Origin of the sequence: Pontibacter silvestris (assembly GCF_020907275.1) — a bacterium.
In the GTDB taxonomy this organism is placed as follows: Bacteria; Bacteroidota; Bacteroidia; order Cytophagales; family Hymenobacteraceae; genus Pontibacter; species Pontibacter silvestris.
In genome coordinates, this window is the sequence record NZ_JAJJWI010000003.1 from 104,497 (window position 1) to 126,949 (window position 22,453).

At 42.7% G+C, this 22,453-nt stretch carries 17 protein-coding genes; 4 read left to right on the forward strand and 13 right to left on the reverse strand.

Going from position 1 to position 22,453, the window contains the following annotated elements:
- Window positions 1-154 precede the first annotated feature (154 nt).
- On the reverse strand, window positions 155-868 hold the full coding sequence (locus tag LN995_RS03650) for a pirin family protein (RefSeq protein ID WP_229958471.1): 714 nt from the start codon (window positions 866-868) through the stop codon (window positions 155-157).
- A 21-nt stretch (window positions 869-889) separates the two neighbouring features.
- Entirely contained in the window at window positions 890-1,480 is a 591-nt protein-coding gene (locus tag LN995_RS03655; RefSeq protein WP_229958473.1) for a nitroreductase family protein, read from the reverse strand.
- Between the two features lie 652 nt (window positions 1,481-2,132).
- Between LN995_RS03655 and hisC the strand changes: the two genes are divergently transcribed.
- Window positions 2,133-4,274, forward strand: a complete 2,142-nt coding sequence (gene hisC, locus LN995_RS03660; protein ID WP_229958475.1) for a histidinol-phosphate transaminase — start codon at window positions 2,133-2,135, stop codon at window positions 4,272-4,274.
- A 55-nt stretch (window positions 4,275-4,329) separates the two neighbouring features.
- Here hisC and LN995_RS03665 read toward each other — a convergent pair whose 3' ends face one another.
- The 11 genes from LN995_RS03665 to LN995_RS03715 form a co-directional block, all read right to left on the reverse strand.
- Window positions 4,330-4,893, reverse strand: a complete 564-nt coding sequence (locus tag LN995_RS03665) for an NUDIX hydrolase (protein WP_229958477.1) — start codon at window positions 4,891-4,893, stop codon at window positions 4,330-4,332.
- Window positions 4,894-4,998: 105 nt separating this feature from the next.
- Window positions 4,999-5,829: a TIGR04290 family methyltransferase gene (locus LN995_RS03670; protein ID WP_229958479.1), complete on the reverse strand. Its 831-nt coding sequence runs from the start codon at window positions 5,827-5,829 to the stop codon at window positions 4,999-5,001.
- A gap of 132 nt (window positions 5,830-5,961) precedes the next feature.
- The gene (locus LN995_RS03675; RefSeq protein ID WP_229958481.1) at window positions 5,962-7,086 is read right to left on the reverse strand and encodes a CgeB family protein; all 1,125 of its coding nucleotides are present in this window, start codon (window positions 7,084-7,086) and stop codon (window positions 5,962-5,964) included.
- Entirely contained in the window at window positions 7,083-8,189 is a 1,107-nt protein-coding gene (locus tag LN995_RS03680; RefSeq protein WP_229958482.1) for a CgeB family protein, read from the reverse strand. Before LN995_RS03680 ends, LN995_RS03675 begins: the two co-directional genes overlap by 4 nt.
- Window positions 8,179-9,318, reverse strand: a complete 1,140-nt coding sequence (locus LN995_RS03685; RefSeq protein WP_229958484.1) for a CgeB family protein — start codon at window positions 9,316-9,318, stop codon at window positions 8,179-8,181. The genes LN995_RS03680 and LN995_RS03685 overlap by 11 nt, the downstream gene beginning before the upstream one ends.
- Window positions 9,319-9,411: 93 nt before the next feature.
- Window positions 9,412-10,536 (reverse strand): glycosyltransferase family 4 protein, encoded by a 1,125-nt coding sequence (locus LN995_RS03690; RefSeq protein WP_229958486.1) that lies wholly within the window; start codon window positions 10,534-10,536, stop codon window positions 9,412-9,414.
- A 5-nt stretch (window positions 10,537-10,541) separates the two neighbouring features.
- The gene (locus LN995_RS03695) at window positions 10,542-11,579 is read right to left on the reverse strand and encodes a Gfo/Idh/MocA family protein (RefSeq protein WP_229958489.1); all 1,038 of its coding nucleotides are present in this window, start codon (window positions 11,577-11,579) and stop codon (window positions 10,542-10,544) included.
- 2 nt (window positions 11,580-11,581) lie between these two features.
- A complete protein-coding gene (locus LN995_RS03700) occupies window positions 11,582-12,592 on the reverse strand; it encodes an MDR/zinc-dependent alcohol dehydrogenase-like family protein (RefSeq protein WP_229958491.1) in 1,011 nt (336 codons plus the stop codon).
- Complete coding sequence (locus LN995_RS03705; RefSeq protein ID WP_229958493.1) at window positions 12,592-14,637, reverse strand: SDR family NAD(P)-dependent oxidoreductase; 2,046 nt, start codon at window positions 14,635-14,637, stop codon at window positions 12,592-12,594. The genes LN995_RS03700 and LN995_RS03705 overlap by 1 nt, the downstream gene beginning before the upstream one ends.
- Window positions 14,638-14,700: 63 nt before the next feature.
- Window positions 14,701-15,819, reverse strand: coding sequence for an SDR family NAD(P)-dependent oxidoreductase (locus LN995_RS03710; RefSeq protein WP_229958495.1), 1,119 nt, complete (start codon window positions 15,817-15,819; stop codon window positions 14,701-14,703).
- A gap of 91 nt (window positions 15,820-15,910) precedes the next feature.
- Complete coding sequence (locus LN995_RS03715) at window positions 15,911-16,615, reverse strand: SDR family oxidoreductase (protein ID WP_229958498.1); 705 nt, start codon at window positions 16,613-16,615, stop codon at window positions 15,911-15,913.
- A 242-nt stretch (window positions 16,616-16,857) separates the two neighbouring features.
- Between LN995_RS03715 and LN995_RS03720 the strand changes: the two genes are divergently transcribed.
- The 3 genes from LN995_RS03720 (at window position 16,858) to LN995_RS03730 (ending at window position 22,425) form a co-directional block, all read left to right on the forward strand.
- The gene (locus LN995_RS03720) at window positions 16,858-17,457 is read left to right on the forward strand and encodes a GNAT family N-acetyltransferase (protein ID WP_229958500.1); all 600 of its coding nucleotides are present in this window, start codon (window positions 16,858-16,860) and stop codon (window positions 17,455-17,457) included.
- 489 nt (window positions 17,458-17,946) lie between these two features.
- The gene (locus tag LN995_RS03725; protein WP_229958502.1) at window positions 17,947-21,042 is read left to right on the forward strand and encodes a SusC/RagA family TonB-linked outer membrane protein; all 3,096 of its coding nucleotides are present in this window, start codon (window positions 17,947-17,949) and stop codon (window positions 21,040-21,042) included.
- An 18-nt stretch (window positions 21,043-21,060) separates the two neighbouring features.
- Entirely contained in the window at window positions 21,061-22,425 is a 1,365-nt protein-coding gene (locus LN995_RS03730) for a RagB/SusD family nutrient uptake outer membrane protein (protein WP_229958504.1), read from the forward strand.
- The last annotated feature ends 28 nt before the right edge of the window (window positions 22,426-22,453 follow it).

Consider the following 22,453-nt stretch of genomic DNA (forward strand, 5'->3'; position numbering starts at 1 on the left):
GAAAGCAAATGTTAAACAACAAAAGTAGCGTGAACCAGGCCCATATCTTTACCCTAGTACCTGATCAGTTGTTCTAAAAAGAAAAAAGCCTTAGCGAAATTAATCACCAAGGCTCTGTTCAACAAACACTAAACACTTACTTAATCATTCACATTTATTTCATTGGTACCTCCATTAGCAGAAGTTCAGCATCCGTACTGGCTTCTACCCTGAAGCTTTCTGCCTCTGAGATACCCAAACCGTCGCGTTTGCTTAGCTTATTCCCGTCTATTTCTACTTCTCCGTCTATTACAAAAGCATAAACACCGTTGCCAAGCTTGTGTATCTTGTACTCTTCTGAAAAACCAGATTTCAGTGTGCCCAGCGAAAACCATGCATCCTGATTAATCCAGACTGCTTCCCCATCTTTTTCCGGCGACACTACCACTTGCAGTTTATTCTGGCGATCATCAGGCTTGAAGGTCTTTTGTTCATAACGAGGCGGAATGTCTTTAAGTTTTGGGAAAACCCATATTTGCAGAAAGTTTACCTCTTCTGATTTAGAATGATTGTACTCAGAGTGAGTAAGCCCAAACCCAGCAGACATTATCTGTACATCATTTGTACGGATCACCTCTCTGTTACCTGTACTATCCTGGTGCTCCAGAGAACCAGACAAGGGAATGGAAATAATTTCCATATTATCATGAGGGTGGGCGCCAAATCCCATGCCTCCTGCCACTATATCATCGTTTATTACACGTAATAAGCCAAAGCCCATACGCTCCGGGTTATAATAGCGAGCAAAGCTAAAGGTATGATGTGAGTCGAGCCAGCCATGGTTAGCATGCCCACGTGTGTCAGCTTTGTGTATGATTGTGTTGCTCATAATTACTCTCTGTTTCTGTGGTTAAAATGCCTGATTATTCCAATTTCCATTAAAGACCAGCTCGCTGAGAGGTTTACGTGTGCGTGGAGCAGCTTCTCTTGCTTTCAAATTCTCTGGCAGTTCATTTACGTCTCCCAGGTAACCTACTGTTGCCATTACTACCGGCTGATACCCTTCTGGAATTTGCAACAGTTCAACTGCTTTTTCGGCAGAGAAGCCTCCCATTAGGTGTACATATAAACCTAGCTCTGTTGCTTGTGCCAACATGTTACCAGTAGCTAAACCTACATCATGCCAGGCATGTGCATAATCAACATCAAGGGTAGAATATCCTTTCTTGGCTATTGTCAGGATTAGGACAGGCGCATGCTGTGCCCAGCTACTGTTGCCCTCGAACAAGCATTCTAACAACTTATTATATCCTTCGGGGTTTTCATTTTTATCTGCATAAATAAAGCGCCAGGGCTGCTCATTCATAGTTGACGGTGCCCAACGCGCTGCCTCAAACAAAGCTGTCAAAGCTTCTGCAGGAACAGGTTTAGAGCTGTATGCTCTGGTGCTTCGCCTGTTTCTGATCAAATCATGTATTCTGATTTCTTCCACAGTATTCATATTTATATTTCTACAAATTACTGGCAGACTGGCTACCTGTTTGTTATAAATTACTCTTTAAATTAGAATGATGTTTGGTAGGTGCTTCATGCTTGCCTTCCGTTTCCACCATTTGTCCACTACTATTTGACTTAGTCATATTTTAATGTACATACAACAAATGTATATACATTATTAATTAAAAAAAAGTTTAGTTTGAAAAATGAAGACATAACTATTGCTGTTCCCTATCAGTCAAAAGCTTTCATAACAACAGTAGTATCGTTTTTTTAGACACAAATTGCTTCAAGAAGTACTCTTTCAGAAAGCACAAAATGAACAGTAAAAGAGATATACTTCATAAAAGTACTCCTCGTACTGATAAACATTATGAAAAGAAATTATTATTGACTTATTTTCTACTTGTAGAAAACAAGCAAAGTTGGGTTTTACTGTTACCACTTTTGATAACAATCAGGCTGCAGCTTAGAAAGCTTTCTTCTTTTACCAACACCTTAAATGTGTTTCTGCTATCACTCTGATTCTTGAACTGTTAAGGATATTAACAGTTTTTTCATATCAAAAACAGCGTGATAACATCAAGAAAGATTTATATTGTGACCTTTTAAGTTTAAAATTTACTTTTAAGACTTTATTTTAATTTACTATCCGGATGATTTATAAGAATACAGCAGTTTATAACGCAGGCACCAATGAGAACCTTTTTGGCGCTTCTGCTAAGGTAACTGCTGCCGTAACAGAGGCACTGGTAACCTTAAACAGTTACCCGGAGCCGGATGCTACTCCTCTTCGGGAGGCTCTTGCCCAAAAGCTGTCTGTTCGCTCAACACAGATAATAGTAGGCAGCGGTTCCGGTGAATTAATATCACTGCTTGTACAGGCTTACTGTTACCCATTTCATGAATCGGCTATTCTGTCTGTTAGGCCAACTTTCCCGCTTTACCAGATGGAGGCCAGGGACTTTGGGGTGCGCTATGAGGCAATATCCTTAGACAGTAGCTATAACATCCAGGTAGATGATCTGCTTTACGCAGTTAATGACAGCACCAGGCTTTGCTTTATTTCTAACCCTAATAACCCTACAGGCTCCTGCCTGTCTGTAGCAGATTTAAAAAGATTGATACAGGAGCTTCCCGCCCATGTAACACTGGTGTTGGACGAGGCTTATATTGAATATGCCTCCTCACCTGATTTTGGCAGTGCCTTACCATTCCTACAGGAGCGTGATAACCTAGTTGTGCTACGAACCTTTTCAAAGGTGTATGGACTGGCATCACTTCGGGTAGGCTATATGGTGGCACAGGAAGCAACCATAGACAAGGTTAAACAGCTTAAGCAGCCTTTTAATGTAAATCATCTGGCACAAATAGCCGCTGCGACAGCCCTTCAGGATGAAGATTTCCTACAGTACACATTACAGGAAACGGCAACTGGTAAGGCACACCTGCAGTCTGTTCTGGACAAACTAGGCATACAGTACTGGCCATCGGAAGGGAACTTTCTTTATGTTGATGCCGGATTGCCTGCCAGGCCGCTTTGCCAACAACTGCAGCAGCAAGGTGTACTTGTGCGGTTAGGTGAGGATTCTTTTTCCTTGCGCATAACTATCGGAACAAAAAAACACCAGGATTACCTACACCATATTTTGAAAACAATGCTAACACCCTCTCATCTTTTAGAAGAACAGCCTTTAGCGCAAATACTTGAAACAGGTCAAGCTTTGGCAGATTCTCAAAAAGCAGACTTTAGAAGCGCTACTGAAACACTAGCTTCCTTTGCCAACAAGGCCGGAACTCCGGCAGAACGAATAGCCTTAGCTTATACCAGAGCATTTCAGGCCTGCCAGCAAGACGGCAGCTTGTATTCCGGTAACCTGTACAGCAGCGACTTTGGCGAGTTAGATATGATCTCTGCCTTTGGCGTGTTAGTAAAGTCTACTCCACTGGTAACGTTTGGCCATATGTTCGCTAACCTGACGATAGTTAATGCTGTCGCAAATGCACAGGAAGTACATATACTTGATTTAGGAATAGGTAGTGGCGTACAATGGTTTCACTTGTTAGACCAACTTGCAGCAAGACCAGGCGGTGCTCCTAAAATACGCTTTACAGGTATCGATATTGCTGCAGCAACAGGTGCCCCAGAGCATCGCCTACAGGAAACAGGTAACAGGTTAATGCAGCATGCTGCCTCCTTAAACATTAATGCGACCTATAGTTGTATTGCTACAAAACTGGAAGAGTTTGACCTCCGAACACTGACATTCACACCTAGTGAGACACTGGTAATAAACTCAGCTCTAACGCTGCACCACATTTTTGATCAGTTGGTAAAAAGCCCGGACCAGCGGGATGGGGTGTTAAAGCAAATTAAAGCATTAAGCCCAACTGTTTTCACTTTAACAGAGCCCGACTCTGAACATAACAAACTGGAGTTTATGCCTCGCCTGCGGGAATCGTTGCGCCACTACTATACGGTTTTTGATGTTCTAGGAACCCTGTTACCAGCAGATATGCCTGAGCGGCAGGTAATAGAGCAGGAGTTCTTTGGGAGGGAGATTATCAACGTAACATCATGTGAGGGGGCAGCACGAGTGGAGCGCCATGAGCGTAATGAAGCCTGGCAGCGACGCCTGACAAGGTTAGGTTTTATTCCTTACGAGGAACAAGATATGGCTGAAGATCTAATATATGCGCTGCGCCTGCATGAGAACTTTACCTTGGTGCCTAATGGAGCTGGTTATACATTGCATTGGAAAGGAACGCCTGTCATTTCTTCTACTGCCTGGGTATAGCAGCATGAATAGTAAACCACCAACAGTTATTGATGGATAACCGTTGGTGGTTTATTCAGAAACTAAGCTTTTTAAGTGCCAGAAGGCTTAATGCAACAGAACCAGAAACGCTAACTTCACCATTCAGAATCATGTTTTCAACATCTTCCAGCGGCACTCTCAGCACCTCAATATTTTCAGTTTCATCCAAGTCCTGTTCTGCCACCTTCCGCACATTTTTAGCCAGAAAAAAATAAATTTTATTTGTGTCTTTGGTAGGATTATCAATCACTTCTAAAACTAACTCTATTTCATCAGAAGTGTACCCTGTTTCTTCCAACAACTCACGTTTAGCCGCCTCTACAGGCACATCCTCTCCCTCATCTATTACGCCTCCTGGCAATTCGATAAATATACCTGCAGCTGCATGCTTGTACTGCCGCACAAACAGCACGTGGTTATCTTCTGTAACCGGAAAAGTCAACACAACATTAGGCCGCACGCTCACATAGTAATCATCCAACACCATTCCGTTTGGCAGTTCAACTTCGTCACGTCTAAGCTTATACCACTTCTCATTAAATACCAGTTCAGATTTTAGTACTTTCCAGGGTTTCGGAGTTTGTTGTGTTTCTTTCATGTTGAATTATGTTGATATTGCAGCTGTTGGAAGAGCAATATAGCATAAAAAATACGCCTGCTATTAAGTAATAGCAGGCGTGGCAGCATTATTTAAGGTGAGAATTTATTTTTTATCGTCTGATTCTGATACCATATATTCGTTTTTACTGCCAACTTTTTCCTGAACAGCCTCCTGCCAGTCTAAGCCTACAGCAGAAAGATACTCTGACTGGTTCCATTGCTGATGCTGTCTAAGTTCTTCATCAACCTCACAAATATAAATTTCATGCCCGGGGCGACTGGTAACTTTTAAGCCGCAGGAACGCATCATTGCTTCGATGCAGGCGTGGTTCGGAGCCCACCAATTGGTCAGGTCACCAGCCATCTTTTTTTCAATGAAAGCCATTTTAGGCCAACTATTCTCCAGCATGTGCACTCTATCATGTATGCCAATATCCTCCGGGGTAGCTTTATTTTCCTCTCCTGGCATAGTTAGCGTTTGAAACACCATCATCTTTCTTGTCTTCTGAGACAGTATGTCCAGCGAAAGCAATGGGTAACGCAAGTGATAAAGCACTCCCATGTACCAGATCAGGTCAAACTGACGGTCAAGGCGTGCTACATCATATACCTGCATTTGTTTAAACTCAATCTTGTCATCAAGCCCAAACTGTTTTGCCGCCCACATCGCCTGTGTCAGATAATGAGGATCTACATCAATACCTAATACATTAGCACCTCGCTTAGCAAGCTCTATAGAGTAAAAACCAGCGTTACAACCTATATCCAGCACATTCCATCCTGATAAATCCGTTGGAATACTGTTTTCTAACTCCTGCCACTTAAAAGAAGGGAAGTTTCCTAACCTGTGGTTAGGTGCTGTCTGCTCTCCTCCCGGTAAATGTAAGTTATGAAACCATGGCCCAAGCTGTTCTATCTCCTGCTGTATATCCATTAATTATAATGCGTAAATAATGTAATAAGTATATGTATTTTCGGTTAATCGTTAATCGTAAAAAAAAGTTGCGTTGGTTAAGTTACTGGTACTTTAGCTCAGTAACTTAACCAACGCAACTTTTTTTAAGTATTAGGAAATAAAGCTTTTAACAGCAGTTCCTTCTCCATCAGCTGTTGATAAAGAATCGTTGTTTATTGTCATCAGCTCGTGCGCATAACTCTCCAGTTCCTGTGCACGGTGTGCGGCTGTATGCTTAGAAAGTACCTTTTGGCGAGCAAGCTCACCTATAGATTTACGTTGAGATTTACACATTTCCCGCAGATAGCATAAGGTATCTTTAGCTGATTTAGCAACTAAAATTTCCTTATCCAGCTCAAAGATAGTTTCAAGGCCATCCCAATAGTCTGAGATTATTGGTGTGCCACAGGCTGCAGCTTCAAACAGACGCACACTTGGTGAGTAACCAGCCTTAACCATATCAGCACGGGTAACATTTAACGTATAGCGCTGGCTGTTATAGAACCGACGGTGTTCCAATGGAGGCAAATGCTCTGAATAGGCTGTGTTAGCAGGCCATTGTATCTCTTTCGGATATTGAGGCCCAACCACTACAAAGCGTCCTCTGTCCCACTGTCTTGCAGCATCAAGCATTAATTTCTCTAATGGAGGCTGGCGATCTTCCGAATAAGTACCCAGATAACCTAAGTCCCATACTGTTTCCTGGTACTCCGGAAAGTACAGCTCCTGATCAACAGCACAATATAAAGGGCGAGCCATTGGTGAGCCATATTTTTGTTCCAGCAGATCGAGTGTAGGACCGCCAGTAAACGACAGGTACAGATCATACTGAGGAATCAGCGTAGGGTTAAGGTACTCATAATCCTGGCGCTCCAGTTTTGCCAGTGTTACCGGTGTGTCAATATCATAAAAGGCTTTGATGCCTTTTGCAGTTTTAATAACCCACTTTCCAACCTGCACGCCATCGGGTACATAAGACCCTACTATAACCATATCCGCTTCACGAACATGTTCTGTAAATCGGTTTTCTAGGTCTTCCAATGAAACATAAAGTTCGGTTTTGCAAAACTGTGGGTTAGGTAAGTCACGGTTGCCGGCATACCACGCCACATCTCTCTCCAAAAACAACACATTATGACCAACTTTATTTAGCTCGCGAACCAAACCGCGATAGGTAGTGGCGTGGCCATTGCCCCAGGATGATGTGATCGAAAGACCAATAATTACTATATTCATGCTACTGCCTCCTTTTGTTGTTTCACTTTTGCATATAATAACGTTTCTAATTGCTCTGCTCTATGGCTATAGGTATGGGCCGAAAGAACTTTCCTATAGGCTGCCTCGCCAATTGCCTTTGCGTTCTCCTCTGTCAGCTCTGCAAGTATAGCCACTACATCGTCTCCCGTTTTAGCTACCATAATTTCCTTTCCGGGCTCAAAGAATAAGTCTATCCCCTCCCAGTAATCTGTTATGATACAGGCACCAGCTCCCGCTGCTTCAAACACGCGTGTAGCAGGAGAAAAACCGTAACGGGCCATACTTTCACGGCTTATGTTAAGAACGGCTTTTGGAGTGCAGTTAAAAGCATTGTGGTCTTTTGTATAAACGTGGCCAATGTACTTTACGTTTTCACTCATCGGCTTATCGCCCCAGCCACTGCCCCCTATCATAAATGTCTTACCCGGTGTTGCCGTTGCAGGCTTCAGAAAGAAGTCCTCTACACGTGCTTCACGGTCAGGCAATCGATTGCCCAAAAAAGCCAGATCACATTCGAAACGTGTATCAGAGGCAACAGGAAAATGTGTGGCAGTATCCAGTGCGTTATAAATGGGCACACACTTCTTAGCTCCCAATGTCTTATATGCATTTACTACGGGGTCTCCACCGCCATACGTCAGAATCATGTCGTACTGCGGAATCAATTGCAGGAACTGATCTTCGGCATTATTATGTACCCGATCAAGTGTGGCTGGTGCATCCACATCCCAAAACACCACTAGGCGCTCATCGGTCTGTAATTTCAGCACTTCACGCTCCAGCAATTCATCAAAAACACCCACACCACTGGCTTTTACCACCATGTCAGCCGCTGCTGCTTTTTCTAAGCAGGCATACACGGCCTCTTCCGTAGCTTCGTAAACAACTACTTTGGCCCAGTCTGGATCTGGTATATCCCTGTTCTGTTGACGATCATAAGCATCGGGCTCATAAAAAGTGACCTTATGGCCGCGCTCGTTCAGCGCTCTGATTATACCACGATAATATGTTGCTGCTCCGTTCCAGTAAGCAGAAACAAGGCTTGAACCAAAGAAAGCAATATCAAGTTTATTATTCTTCATGCAGAACTTGTTCTTTTTGTACGAGATAAATTTTAGAAGAGTCTATACCTAGCTCTTCACAAACTTTCTCCAGCTCATCTACACGATGAGCGCATGTGTGTCGGTTATTTATTGTTTGCAGGCCATGCTCCGCCAGTTCCTTTGCTTTATCAGCGTCTGAAAGTATGGTTTGCAAATGTTTTTTCATTTCTTCTCCAGTACGGGCTACCAGAAAGTCCTCGCCTGGTGTGAAAAGATTCTCAGCATCATCCCACGGGGAGGAGATAAGCGGAATACCACAAGCCATTGCCTCAAACGGACGAATAGTAGGTATACCTGGCAGCGCCTCCACATAAGGTCTGCGTGGTACGTGTACTGTTACTTTATGTTTCGCAAATTCTTCAGCAGCTTTATAATTTGGCAGCCATCCACCATATTCTATTCCGGCATCGGCTAAAGCTTTTCTGGCGTGTTCCGGATACCGAACACCATATATCTTAGCTTTTAAGCCCAGCTCTTTCACAGGGTTGATCAGAAACTCATGCAATTCAGCTGTTCTTTCCTCATCGCCCCAGTTACCGATCCAAACCAGGTCTCCCTCATAGGGCTTACGCTCATGCGGGTAAAACACAGAAGTATCCGCCGCTTCATGCCAGGTCCAGGCTTTTTCAGTCCACCCCTCTTTCAGGTACAGGTCACGTATTACCTGTCCGAATGCAAGTACACCATCGTAGTTACTAAGGTCGTACTTGGCCATGCTTTCACGCTCTGTTATAGCGCGATGATGTGTATCGTGAAATAGTAGCTTATAGTCACTTTCTTTGCTGTGTTCCCCTACCCGCTTTACCAGTTCATGCTCACTCCATTCGTGTACCAGTACCAAGTCTGCACCTTTCAGTTCTTTATCAAGATCTAAGGTATCCAGTGTGTAAAAGTTAGTACTGACATTCGGATAATAGGTTTTCAGCTCTTCCAGTTTCCCCTCACCATATCCCTCAATCAGGTTTTGTAAGCTCCAGCCGTCCTTTGGCTCATATACTTTTACCTGGTGGCCCCTCTCCTCAAGCTCCCGCACAACGCCACGTAAGAAGTGAGCGTTTCCGTGGTTCCAGTCAGAAAGTATTGAGTGGTAGAAAAGAGTAATATTCATTGAGTTTTCTCGCTTAAATAAAAATAGTGATTGACAATAATCAACCACTTACAAGTTTTTGCTGTGGTTTAAATATAAATAAAAAAAGAATAATTACAATTTAATAACATCTTTTTCTTCAGATTGTACTTCTTTTTTCATGATCAACCGATATAAATGATCGTAATCCTGTGCCATTGGGTCAGAAGTATAGCCATGTGAGCGTTTTACGGCACGGCAGGCCATAATATTAAGGCTAAACTCATCCTCAATTAATCTCAAGATTGTATCACGAAGCTCGTCTGCATTGCCAGGAGCAATGTATCGGGCCGCATTACCCCATACTTCAGTCAGGCTTTCTGTATTACCTACAACCAGCGCACAACCCGACATTGCTGCTTCCAGAATAGTTAATCCAAATGGCTCATACTTGGCGGGCAGAGCATATATAGAGGCTCTGGATAGCCATTCTGAAACTTCTTTTTCTGAGAGCTGCCCCAGAAAGTGTACGTTTTCCAACTCAACTGCTTTACCTGTAGCCGGATGCACTTCATCACCGGCAATATAAACTGGCCAAGGAAGTTCAGAAGCAATATGAGCTAGCATAGAAATATTTTTTGCCTCATCCCAAACACGGCCCATACTGAAAACAAAAGGCTCTTTTTTGCCAAACTGAAAACCATACTGACCACGCCCGTTGTAGATAACAGTACTCTGTTTAAATGGCCCGTATAATTCCTCAGCTTGTCGCATCATGGCTTGTGTAGGGGCCACTACCATATCAGCAGCCTGCAAACCCTGCTTTACCATTTCCTGGTACTTATTCCACTCCTTCGGAGCATCTTCGCCTTTAACAGCCCGCCACCACGACATAACGCAGGAATGAACAACCACTGTTACAGGTACTCCCCAGTTAAGACTGCCATGCGTCATATTGTTAAGATGCACCAGTTCCGGCTGTATCTCTTCTTTTAACTGTAACAACCACTGTCCGGCTTTCTCTACATCTTCCCAAGGGTTCTCCATCCACTCCAGCTTATAGTTGCTTTCATAAATGGTTAAATTGCTTATTCCTTCAACCTGCTCCCACTGACTTTCGCTTAGAGGTGCTCCCATTGTTGCCAGATGCACTTTGGTGCCAAATGGTTCTAAGGCACGCACCAACTCTAAGGTATAAGTCCAGACACCACCTACGGTGTCTGCTGTCATTAATATTTTTGAAGGATGATGTACTTCCATATATGTTATCTCTTATAAATTCTGTCTAAAACTTCAGCCACTTTCACAAACTCTTCTGCTTCCTCGTTAAAGCTTTCACCCTTTGACAAGCGTTCTGCCCAGTCTACTCCTGCTCTACCCGACCAATCGTCTGGCGGAGATGTTAATACTTCAGCTCGAGTACCATAATAACGTTCGGCCACAAAGTCATAAAAGGAGCCGTTTACATTCTTAAGAGCAACACCCCCTTGTGTACCGTAAAACACAGCGCTGATTACAGCTTCCTGTCCTGCAGGAAGGTTCCAGGAACAGCTCAATTGCATGTGTGTACCCGTTGCCAGTGTTACACTTGCATTCGCGTAATCTTCGACTTCTTCATCTGCTACGTTTACAGGTTTTCCCTTCGAGAAGAGATGGCTGCTTACGTTTTCTACTGCAGGGAAGTTCATAGACCATAAGGCCAAATCTATCAAATGTACGCCTAAGTCTATCACGCAGCCTCCACCGGATAGTTTTGGATCGTAGAACCAAGCTTTGTCGGGGCCATATGCATTATGAAAAACAAGTTCAATAGCATAGATCTGCCCCAGTTCGCCAGATTGTACGACCTTGTACACCTGCTGCATGGCAGCCGTGTAGCGGTAAGATAGGTCTACACCTAGTAATTTGTTGTTTTTTCTGGCAGCTTCTACCACTGCTTTTGTCTCAGAAGCAGTTCTGCCTAATGGTTTTTGGCAGAAGACAGACTTGCCTGCCTCTAAAGCTTGTATGCTTTGTGCTGCATGAAGGGCACTTGGAGTGGCAATAACAACACCATCCACTTCCGGTTCATTTATGATGCCTTCTAAAGAGGTAACCTGCTTTGCGGCTGGCGCACTTTTTAAAGCTTCTTCTGCATTTTGGGGAGCAGGATCTGCAATACAAGCAACTTCTCCGGCCTCGTGGCAGGCTATTACTTCCATGCGGTTACGGCCAATCCAGCCAACACCCAGAAAGCCTAATTTAGGTTTAGTTGAAGAAGAAGCTGTGGTTATCGGCTTATCATCAATAATTGTCTCTTGCATGATTAGAAAGAAATAAGAGCTTTTACAAAACCGTCAGGGCGGTTGGTCAGGTTATGGAAAGCATTTTGTATATCGTCTAAAGTATAGGAGTGGGTATACAGCAAATCAGGATTCATCAAGCCCTCTTCTACGGCTTTAACTGCTGCCTGTATACCTTTTATGTACTCCTGCGGATCACGTTCATGTGCATTTATAACATCCAAGCCTCGCCAGTTCCAAAGTTGCACATTAACTTGTCGCATACCATCCTGGTGAAACCCGGCTATAACAAGTTTGCCACGCTCTGCTGTAAGCTCTCCCGCCAGGTTCAGTGGCCACTCTTTGCCTGTGCACTCTATCACACGCTCGCAGAACTTACCGCCGGTCAGCTGACTGACATGGTTAATAATTTCCCAATGATCATCCATCTTCACCACTTCATCAGCACCACATTCTTTGGCTATTTCCAGAGAAAAATCGCGCTGAGATATGGCTATAACTTTTGCGCCAGTATTTTTTGCTAGCTGTATCAGTAAAGCTCCCAGGAAACCTACACCAAGTACAGCAACCGTTTGCCCTCCAGAAATATCACTGCGCTTAAAGATATTCATGGCACAGCCCAATGGCTCTCCCGGAAAAGGCTTAGCAGCCAATGTATTGGGCAGCTTTACTACTTTATCAGCATCCGCAATATCATACTCCGCATAAGAATGATAAGACAGTGCCGCCACACGATCACCAGCCTTCACATTTTCTACACCTTCTCCTACAGCATCTACTACTCCCCACCCTTCATGACCAGGATTACCAGCATCAACAGGATAAGTAAACCACTCACGCCCTTCCCACACAGGTATGTTGGAAGCACATAAGCCACAACCTTCCAGTTTCAGGCGTACCTGCCCTGCCTGCGGCGCAGGTAAATTTATTTCCTGTACTTCTACTGTTTTTGGAGCTGTAAGCACAGCCGCTTTCATGGTAGTATCCTTTGTATTCGCTACAGTTGGGGAATCAGAGATAAGGGTGTCTTGCATTATACTACTGCTACTTTTTTAATGGATTCTTCTTTTACTTTGAGGGAGGCAAGGGGTGCTTCTATTCCGCGGCTTTCACAGAGCCATCGGTAAAGCTTTGCTACACCTTCTTCTACATTATGTTTGGGATACCAGCCTGTCGCTTTCCTGAACTTAGCAATATCGGAAACATAGTAGTGCTGATCTCCAGGGCGCCAGTCGCCAAAGCTTAAATCAATGTCCTCACCACGATACCGGCCTATTGTCTTAAGAAGCTCCAGCAAGCTTACCGTGTTATCAGGGCCACCACCTATATTAAAGGCCTGACCGGAAATTTCAGGCATGTACTTCTGTGCCGTCAGGAAAGCATCCACCAGGTCTTCTACAAAAAGTATGTCTCTTACCTGCTTACCATCGCCATAAATATTAACTGGCTTACCTTCTATAGCTCTGATGGCAAAATGCGCTACCCAGCCCTGGTCTTCGTTACCATACTGGTGCGGGCCATAGATGCAGCTCATACGGAACACAACTGCCGGCAGGTTATATGTACGCGCATAATCGATAACATACTGATCAGCAGCACCCTTAGAGCAACCATAGGGGCTATGAAAGTCTAGTGGTCTGGCTTCGCCGATACCGTTTGCCTTTATTGTTTTATCGGCAGGATAATAACGGGAACCATTGGAAACGAACTCCAGGTCCTCTAAACCACCATATACTTTATTGGTGGAAGTAAAGACTAATGGAGGCGGATTATCCTGCTCACGAATGGCTTCCAGTAAATTGATAATGCCACGTGCGTTTATCTCAAAATCGTTGATAGGCAAATCAAGAGAAGTTGTAACTGCTACCTGTGCTGCAAAATGGAACACAGCTTCTGCATGCTTCACTACTTTGCGCACTGTCTGCAGGTCACGAATATCACCTATGTATACTTCCAGTTTGTCACCATAGGTATCGTGCAGCCACTGCAGGTTACGCTCTACTCCATTTCTGGAGAGGTTATCGAATACCAGCACACGTTTACCTTCTTCCAAGAGTCTTTTGGCCAAGTTAGTACCCACAAAACCAGCACCACCTGTTATCAATGTATAAGGCTCTTTGTCGGAAGTATTTGTAATATCAATAGTACGTTTTATAAAGTCAAGATTGCTTAACTCTGCCAGCCCATGAGATTCCCATAGTCTGTATAGCAATTTGGAAGTACCATCAGCACGTTTCAACCCAAAGTGGTATTCACGGTCATCGAGGTGAAAGCCTGCCACGGTAGGTAGGTTAGCATTCAGGTCACGAAGTCCATACCAGTAAACACGCGAAGCATCTGCATGCAGTGCCTCTTTAAACTCCTGTAACTGCTTAAACTCATCATACTGCCAGGTAGAAAAGCCGGCCTCTGTTATCCAGAGCTCTGCAGAAGAATTGTTTTCTTTAAGTATCTCCCTGATTGGCCTTATACTGTCTTCCCAACTGTCCCACATCTGGTCGAAAACATACGGGAAACCATGTATGCCTACAGCATCTATATACTGCATTACGCCCCGCTCAAACATGGCACGCAGAAAATTAGGGTCGATAGGGCTCATACCACCCAACAGAGTTTTTTTACCCCGCTTTTTGCACCAGTGAGCGGCTCCGCCTACCATCTCGGCAAACTTAAACCAACCATAATCCAGGGTAAAATCATATTCAACCTTATTATTAGGCTCATTCCAGAGTTCTACCCATTCAAAGTGCGCCCCAAGGTCAGTGATAATCACATCCAGAAAATCAGCATAAGCTTTAAGATCTTTAGGGGGAGCTGATGTTTTGGGGCGCTCAGCAATAGATGGTGGCGTGTACAAAAAGCAAGGTAGTACGTTTACCTCTTTTGCCAACGTAGGAATCAGCCAGTTGTACCACTCTTTACCTGCACCTGTGTAATAATCGGCCCATGATACACCTGTGCGCAGTTCGGTAATTCCAAGTTCTTTTAAGTCAGACAATACTTGTTGTACATGCTCATATTCACCTGGTCTAAACCACTCAACTAGCCCAACAGTGGGTTGAGACGATTTTTTATTCATGCTTTTCTCTATTTTCATTCGTGAAGATACTTATCGATTGGAGACAAAATGCTTGTGCTGCGCTTATACAGTCAGTCCGCGGGCTGCCAGCTCAGCACTAGCTTCACTTACACGGTCGTAAGCAATTTGCCCTTCCAGCCAGTTTGCCAGTTCTTCTAAACCGCTGTTAAACTCTACCTGCGGGTAAAAGCCCAGCACTTGGTTTGCAAGCGTTATATCTGCATAGCAATGGCGAATATCACCCACTCTGTACTTACCCGTAATCTCCGGCATCAGGTGCAGTTTGTCCATTACAGTAGCCAGGCGTTCTGCAATTTCGCTGATGGTATAGTTATTACCACTGCCTACGTTGAACACTTTACCGTTAGCCTCTTCTTTCTCCATAGCTAAGCGGCAGGCCAAAGCAACATCACGCACATGCACAAAGTCACGCTGCTGGTTTCCGTCTTCAAAAATCATGGGAGCATTATTGTTCAGCAAACGTGAAGCAAAAATGGCCAGCACTCCTGTGTACGGGTTCGAAAGCGCCTGACGTGTACCATATACGTTAAAGAAACGCATAGCCACTGTCGGAATATTGTATGCCCGCCCTACCATCAGACAAAGACGCTCCTGATCATACTTAGAAAGCGCATAAACAGAAGAAAGACAAGGTATCTTAGACTCTGGCGTAGCTACAGGAATTAACTGTTGTTGCTGCTCATCATACAGTTCCCAGTCAGCAGACTTCAGCTGCTCCAGCCCCCGCTCGTTAACAGTTACTTTTTCTCCGGCAGCATTTTTATACATCCCTTCGCCATAGATACTCATACTACTTGCTACCACCAGCTTTTTCACTGGCTTCTTAATCAGCGCCTCCAGTAGTACAGTAGTACCAATATTATTAACATCAGTATACTCCTTTATTTCATACATGCTCTGGCCAACACCTACCATCGCAGCAAAATGGAACACAGCATCAACACCTTCCAACGCTTTCTCCACATCTTCACGGTTACGAACATCACCAACCACCAACTCCACATCATCATGCAGGTACTCCGGACGCACACAACCTTTACCATGTACTTGCTCCGACAGGTTGTCCAGTGCTCTTACCTCATATCCCTGGCTAAGTAGTTCATCGGCCAGGTGTGACCCTATAAAGCCTGCACCACCTGTTATTAGAACTTTCTGTTTCATAGTTTACTCTTTTCTAATTGATTTTATTTTGCATAACCGAATGAAAACGTCACTCTGCTATATATTATTCAATAACTTTATCTCTCAGCAACTAAAAGGGCTGCCCTGTCGGGCGCACCGTCATATAGTTTACCGACACACCTTTAGGGCGCGCCAAGGCATATAAAACCGCCTCCGCCACCTCTTCAGGAGATATAAAACCATAACCTATACTCTCCACTGATTGAGAGCCAGAAACTGTGTTTTCAAAGAAAGCTGTGTTAGTTACCCCCGGAGCGACAACTGATACCCGCACCGTTGGTAGCACTTCCTGCCGCAGTGTTTCAGCGACTATCTCCAAAGCTGATTTAGTAGCGGCATATATACCGCCATAAGGATAGGCTTGCCCAGCTGAAACAGAAGAGATAAACACCACATCGCCAAAGCCAGCCTCCAGCATACCCGGTACAAAAGCTCTGACCATACGCAGAGCTCCCATCAGGTTAACGTCGATAATCTGCCGCCACTTTTCAGGGTCTCCTTCCGTAAGCTTTTCGTGTATGCCACGCCCTGCGCAGCAAATAAGCATGTCTGGGCTTCCTATACTTTCCTGCACATTGGCAAAAAGAGAGTCTATGGAAGGGCCAGAACTTACATCACATTTAAAAGCATGTATGTTCTCCTGCATAATTTCAGGCAGTTGTACATCAGCAACAGCTGTACGCACTCCCTGTGCTGCTAAACTACTTGCTACAGCTTGTCCAATGCCTGCTCCTCCTCCTGAAATAACCGCCTTTCTGTCTTTTAAATGATGCACGTATACGTTAAGCCTTTATTTTATTTATATATATTAAATTTAAAATCCATAAATGTTAGGTTGAACGTAGGACAAGCGCAGAGGGTTGTAGATGCTGCTGATTCACTATAGAAAAAAATACCTATATATTTTTTGAGCCAGTTCCCAAAAGAGTAATTCTCCCGCATACGGCTACATAAAAGGTTTGTTTTTACCTTGATTCTGCCTAAGTTTCAAATGAAAAATTCAGTTTAACAATTAGCATGAACTTTCCTTCTATAAACTTTAGCTCAGATATTGTGCTTGGAAATAACCTTGTCCAGCTTCGTCCTTTTTCACCAAAAGACCTGGAGCAGTTAAAGAGCTTAGCTTTTGATGAAAATATCTGGCACTACATGACCAACCGCATTTCTAACATGGAAGAGTTAGATACATGGGGAAAAGCAGCTGTTCAGGATCGGCAGCAGCAGAAGCGTTACACTTTTGTGGTTGTTGATAAAACCACTGGCAAGTTGGCTGGCAGCACCAGTTATGGGAATATTTCAGTACGTGACAGTCGACTTGAAATTGGCTGGACCTGGCTTGGGAGAAGCTACCAAGGCAGTGGCTTAAACCGGCAATGCAAGTTTCTACTACTTCAGTACGCCTTTGAAGTGCTGCAGTTTGAACGGGTAGAACTAAAAACCGATGTATTAAACACCCGCTCACGCAAGGCGATACTTAAAATTGGCGCTACGGAAGAAGGTGTTCTCAGAAACCACACTCTTATGCAGGATGGCCGCCGTCGTGATACGATTTACTACAGTATTCTTAAGCCGGAGTGGGAAACGTTGAAATTGACTGTGTTTAAAGATTTACTGTAGTAGGTGCAGAGGAAATCAAGAAAGACTTAAGCCTCTACAGTACCATAGAAAAACGTGATGTTGTTTGGATGTTCTTCCCACATACATATAGAGTCTAGTGGACAAAAGATACCTTTCCAACACAATTCGACACAGTAGCTTATAGCTGATTATAATTCTGAAGAGAAAAGAGCTGGCATTGGACATAAAACTTTCCTTTCACCCAACGACTGCTAAGGCTTTCTGATCAAATTTAATATATCTTCAATGAACTGTGAGAGCCTTGTTCCTTGTAGAGTTATAAATAATTGAATGTAAGAATAAGGTCAGGTTTACAGGAATCCGGCCAAGAAGAAGAGCTTTATTTTACAAGTTAATCATCAACCAAACAAAATATTTTAAAATATGAAAATTGGCAAGTATCTTTATGGTTACATTTTTTAAAATACCAAGTTTTTTAATACTATCTAATCTAACTAATTTATCCAACACATGAAGAAACATTTATCAATGAGTTTACTTCTTGTCTTTACGCTAATCAATAGTGTACTGGCACAAACTCAAACTGTGACTGGAAAGGTAACAGCTGCATCTGACGGTTCAGCTTTACCAGGTGTTACAGTACTGGAAAAAGGCTCCACTAATGGAACAACAACTGGTTTAAATGGGGAATACCAGCTTACTGTTAGTCCTAATTCGGTCCTAGTATTCAGGTTTATTGGTATGTCAACTCTAGAAATACCTGTAAATAATAGATCAACAGTTAATGCACAATTAGAAACAGACCAAAAAGTTCTAGACGAGGTTGTTGTTGTAGGCTATGGCACACAAAGTAAGCAAACTATAACAGGTTCTACAGCATCTTTGTCATCAAAAGATATAGCTGAAACTCCTGTTACTTCTGTTGAACAAGCTATACAAGGAAAAGCTGCCGGTGTATTTATTCAATCTAACAACGGTAAACTTGGGCAGGGCATTCAGGTACGCGTTAGAGGCACCTCTTCATTATCGGCAAGTAGCCAGCCATTATACGTAGTAGACGGAATCCCAATTACTTCAGAAAACTTATCAGGGACTTCAGCAGGTACTAACCCTCTTGCTGACATAAATTTTAATGATGTTGAGTCTATAGAAGTTTTAAAAGACGCTTCTGCAGCAGCAATTTATGGAGCAAGAGCTTCAAATGGAGTTGTGATTATCACAACAAAAAAAGGTAAATCCGGCGCTTCAAGGGTTAATTTCACAGCACAATGGGGTACTAGCGAGCCATCCCGTCATAGAGATTTCATGAATGCTGAGCAATACGTACAGACCATGCAACGTGCTGGCCAAGGTGCTGCCGTTCAGGATTTTGCAGCTGGTTATTTTGAAACTCTCGAAGAGGCACAAGACTATTATACCAGTTATGTAAACGGCCGTCTAACTCGCTACTCTGCTGGTAACGAAGATTGGTTAACAGGAGCGGTAAACACTAACTGGGAACGTGAAGCATTCCAAAGTGCGTCTCAGGCACAATATGATCTAAACTTTTCTGGAGGTAACGATAAAACCACTTACTATATTAGTGGTCAATATTTAGATCAAACAGGTATAATAGTAGGTAACGCTTTTAAAAGGTATTCTGGCCGCATTAACTTAGACAATAAAGTTAATAACATTTTAAACATTGGCATGAACTTAAGCTTTGCCAATACCCAGAATGATCGTGTAGCAAATGACAATGCTTTCTCAACCCCTATTCAGATTGTTGCCTTGTCACCAATTACACCAATTATAGATCCCAGAACCGGTTTATTAAGCGGAAGCCTACCAGGTGAAGCATCAACTTATCCTGTGTACTATAACCCTCTGTTAAGTGTTGACAATGCTTCTTACCAGACAAATGTGTACCGCACTATTGGCAACATTTATGGACAGTTAAAACTATCAGAAAGCCTTTCTTTCCGTAGTGAGTTTGGTCTAGATCAGCTAAACCAGAATGAGAATAGCTACTATGGTCAGTTAACTTTCAGAAATACTGGTACTCAGAATGGATTTAGCGAGGATGGCTATACACAAGTCCTCAACTACAACACTAACAATTACTTCTCTTACAAGAACATCTTTAATGATGACCATTCTTTAGATGTTACAGCTGGTATGAGCTACCAGTATTCTAAAACGAATTCAAACCTTGTACAAGGCCAGCAATTCCCATCTGATGCGTATAGACAAATATCTTCTGCGGCTTTAATATCAGAGGGGTCATCTAGAGAAACACAATATAGCTTCTTATCATACTTTGGTAGGGCTAATTATATTTTCAAAAACAAGTATCTTTTAACTGCCAGTGCAAGAGTAGATGGTTCTTCTCGTTTTGGTAGCGAAAACCGTTATGGATTCTTCCCTGCAGGTTCAGTAGGTTGGATTATATCAGAAGAAGATTTCTTTCAGGACATAAATGTCTTAACTAATTTAAAAGTAAGAGCAAGTTATGGTTTAACAGGAAACGCTGATATATTAACAGATGGGCAGATAAACAACTTTGCATCTCTTGGCTTATTCTCGGGCGATGCAGGTTATAATGGAGTTGCAGGACAACGTATCACACAAATCGCAAATCCTGATTTAAAATGGGAATCAACAGCTCAATTAGACTTTGGCGTGGACTTTGGCTTCTTGAATGACCGTTTAACAGGATCATTTGATTATTACAGAAAGAATACAAGAGATTTACTTTTAAACGTAAACGTACCAGCTACATCTGGTTTTGCTACACAACTTCAAAACTTAGGAAAGCTGTACAACCAAGGGTATGAACTCACTTTGAATTCTGAAAACTTTATTGGTGAGTTCAGATGGTCTACAAGCTTTAACGCAGCCTATAATAAAAACAGAGTTACAGATATACAAGGTCAGGTGCTAGGCACTAACGACTTGAATCGTGTAATTGAAGGTCAGCCAATTGGAGTATTCTTCGGTAAAGAATATGCAGGAGTTGATCCAGCCAACGGTGATGCTTTGTATTATCTTAACACCGAAAACTCTGATGGAACAATCAATCGTGCCACTACGAGTGATTACAATGAGGCAGAAAATGTTATATTGGGAAACCCAACTCCAACATTTACTGGAGGTTTAACTAACAACTTTGCTTACAAAGGATTTGACCTTTCATTTACTTTTCAAGCTGTTGCCGGTAACAAGATTTACAACGGAGGAGGCCAATATATGAGTGCCAACGGCAGCAATGGTTTTGATAATCAGACAGCTGATCAAATAAATTATTGGAATCAACCAGGAGATATAACTGATGTTCCTGAGCCAAGACTGTGGTACGGAAACGGTACAGCAGCCTCAAGCCGTTATTTATCTGATGGAGACTATGTACGCTTAAAAACGTTTTCTTTTGGATACAACCTTCCTAAGAACTTGATAAGCAAATTTAAAATGCAAAAAGCCAGGTTGTTCATGAATGCTTATAACTTATTCATGGTTACAGGTTACAAAGGTTGGGATCCAGAAGTTAATGCTGATTATCAAGCTTCCAATATCAATCTTGGAGTGGATTTTTATTCAGCTCCACAACCTCGTACGATCACATTTGGCGTTAATGTTGGCTTTTAAGATTAAAAAATTCTATAAATGAAATTATTAAACAGAATATATATTGCATTATTAGGAGTAGGCTTAACTGCTACTTTAAATGCTTGTGACGAAAAACTTGACCTTAGCCCAGCTAATACTATTGAGCAAAGTGAGGCACTTCTTACTTCTCAGGATGTAAAAAGTGCTTTAATAGGTGCTTATAATCGCCTAGGGGTTAGCGACCTATATGGAGGTCGTATTTTTTTAGAACCGGATTTGTTAGCCGGTCAAAGTGCTATTGCTTGGGGAGGAACGTATACTGGCTTAACTCAAATTTATAGCCAGAGTATCCCCACAAATAATACCTTTGTTTCTAACTTATGGATTAGTGCATATGAAGCCATTAACTTGCTTAACAATGTGCTTGGTTCTATAGATAAGGTTGATACAGAAGATCGTGACCGCGTTGAAGGTGAGGCAAAGTTTTTACGTGGTCTTATATACTTTGATTTAGTAAGACTGTACGGAAAAGCCTGGAATGATGGTGACCCAGCCACTAATCTTGGAGTGCCTTTGGTACTAACTCCAACATCAGTAATTGATGAAGAATCATATGTCTCAAGAGCTACTGTTGTGGCTGTATATCAGCAGGTGTTAGCAGATTTAACAGATGCTAAAGTAAAACTTCCAGCTTCTAATAGCTTTTATGCTAACAGCTATGCTGCTTCTGCAATTCTGTCGAGGGTATATTTACAGCAAGGAGATTACCAAAATGCTGCTAATGAAGCAACAACTGTTATCAACTCTGAGAAATATCAACTAGTTGATAACTTTGCCGATGAATTTCCATATCCAGGTGCAGTACACGTAGATAACACTTTAGAAGACATTTTTGCTTTTCAAGTTACACCACAACAGGGTTCTAACAGCTTAAATGAGTTCTATGCATCATCAGATAACGGAGGACGAGGAGACATTGAAATAAAGTCAAGCTTTATTGCGCAATATGAAGAAGGTGATGAACGTACTTCTGTTTACTACGATGATGCCGGCTCAACAAGGACGAGCAAATTTGACAACATGTATGGAAACATTAAAGTAATCAGACTCGCTGAACTTTACTTGACACGTGCCGAATCCAATCTTAGATTAGGTACAACTATTGGAGATACTCCCCTGAATGATATTAATAAGATTAGAACAAGAGCAAACCTATCACCTGCTACAACTGTAACAGTGCAGGATGTTTTAAAACAAAGAGAGCTAGAATTAGCTTTTGAAGTGGGAAGCTTCTTTCATGATGCAAAACGAACAGAACAGAGTATAGGAACACTACCATACAGTTCACCTAAGCTAGTATTCCCAATTCCACAACGTGAAATCTATGCTAACCCTAATATACAGCAGAATCAGGGTTACTAAGCAATTAACTAATTAGTTTTAAAAGGCT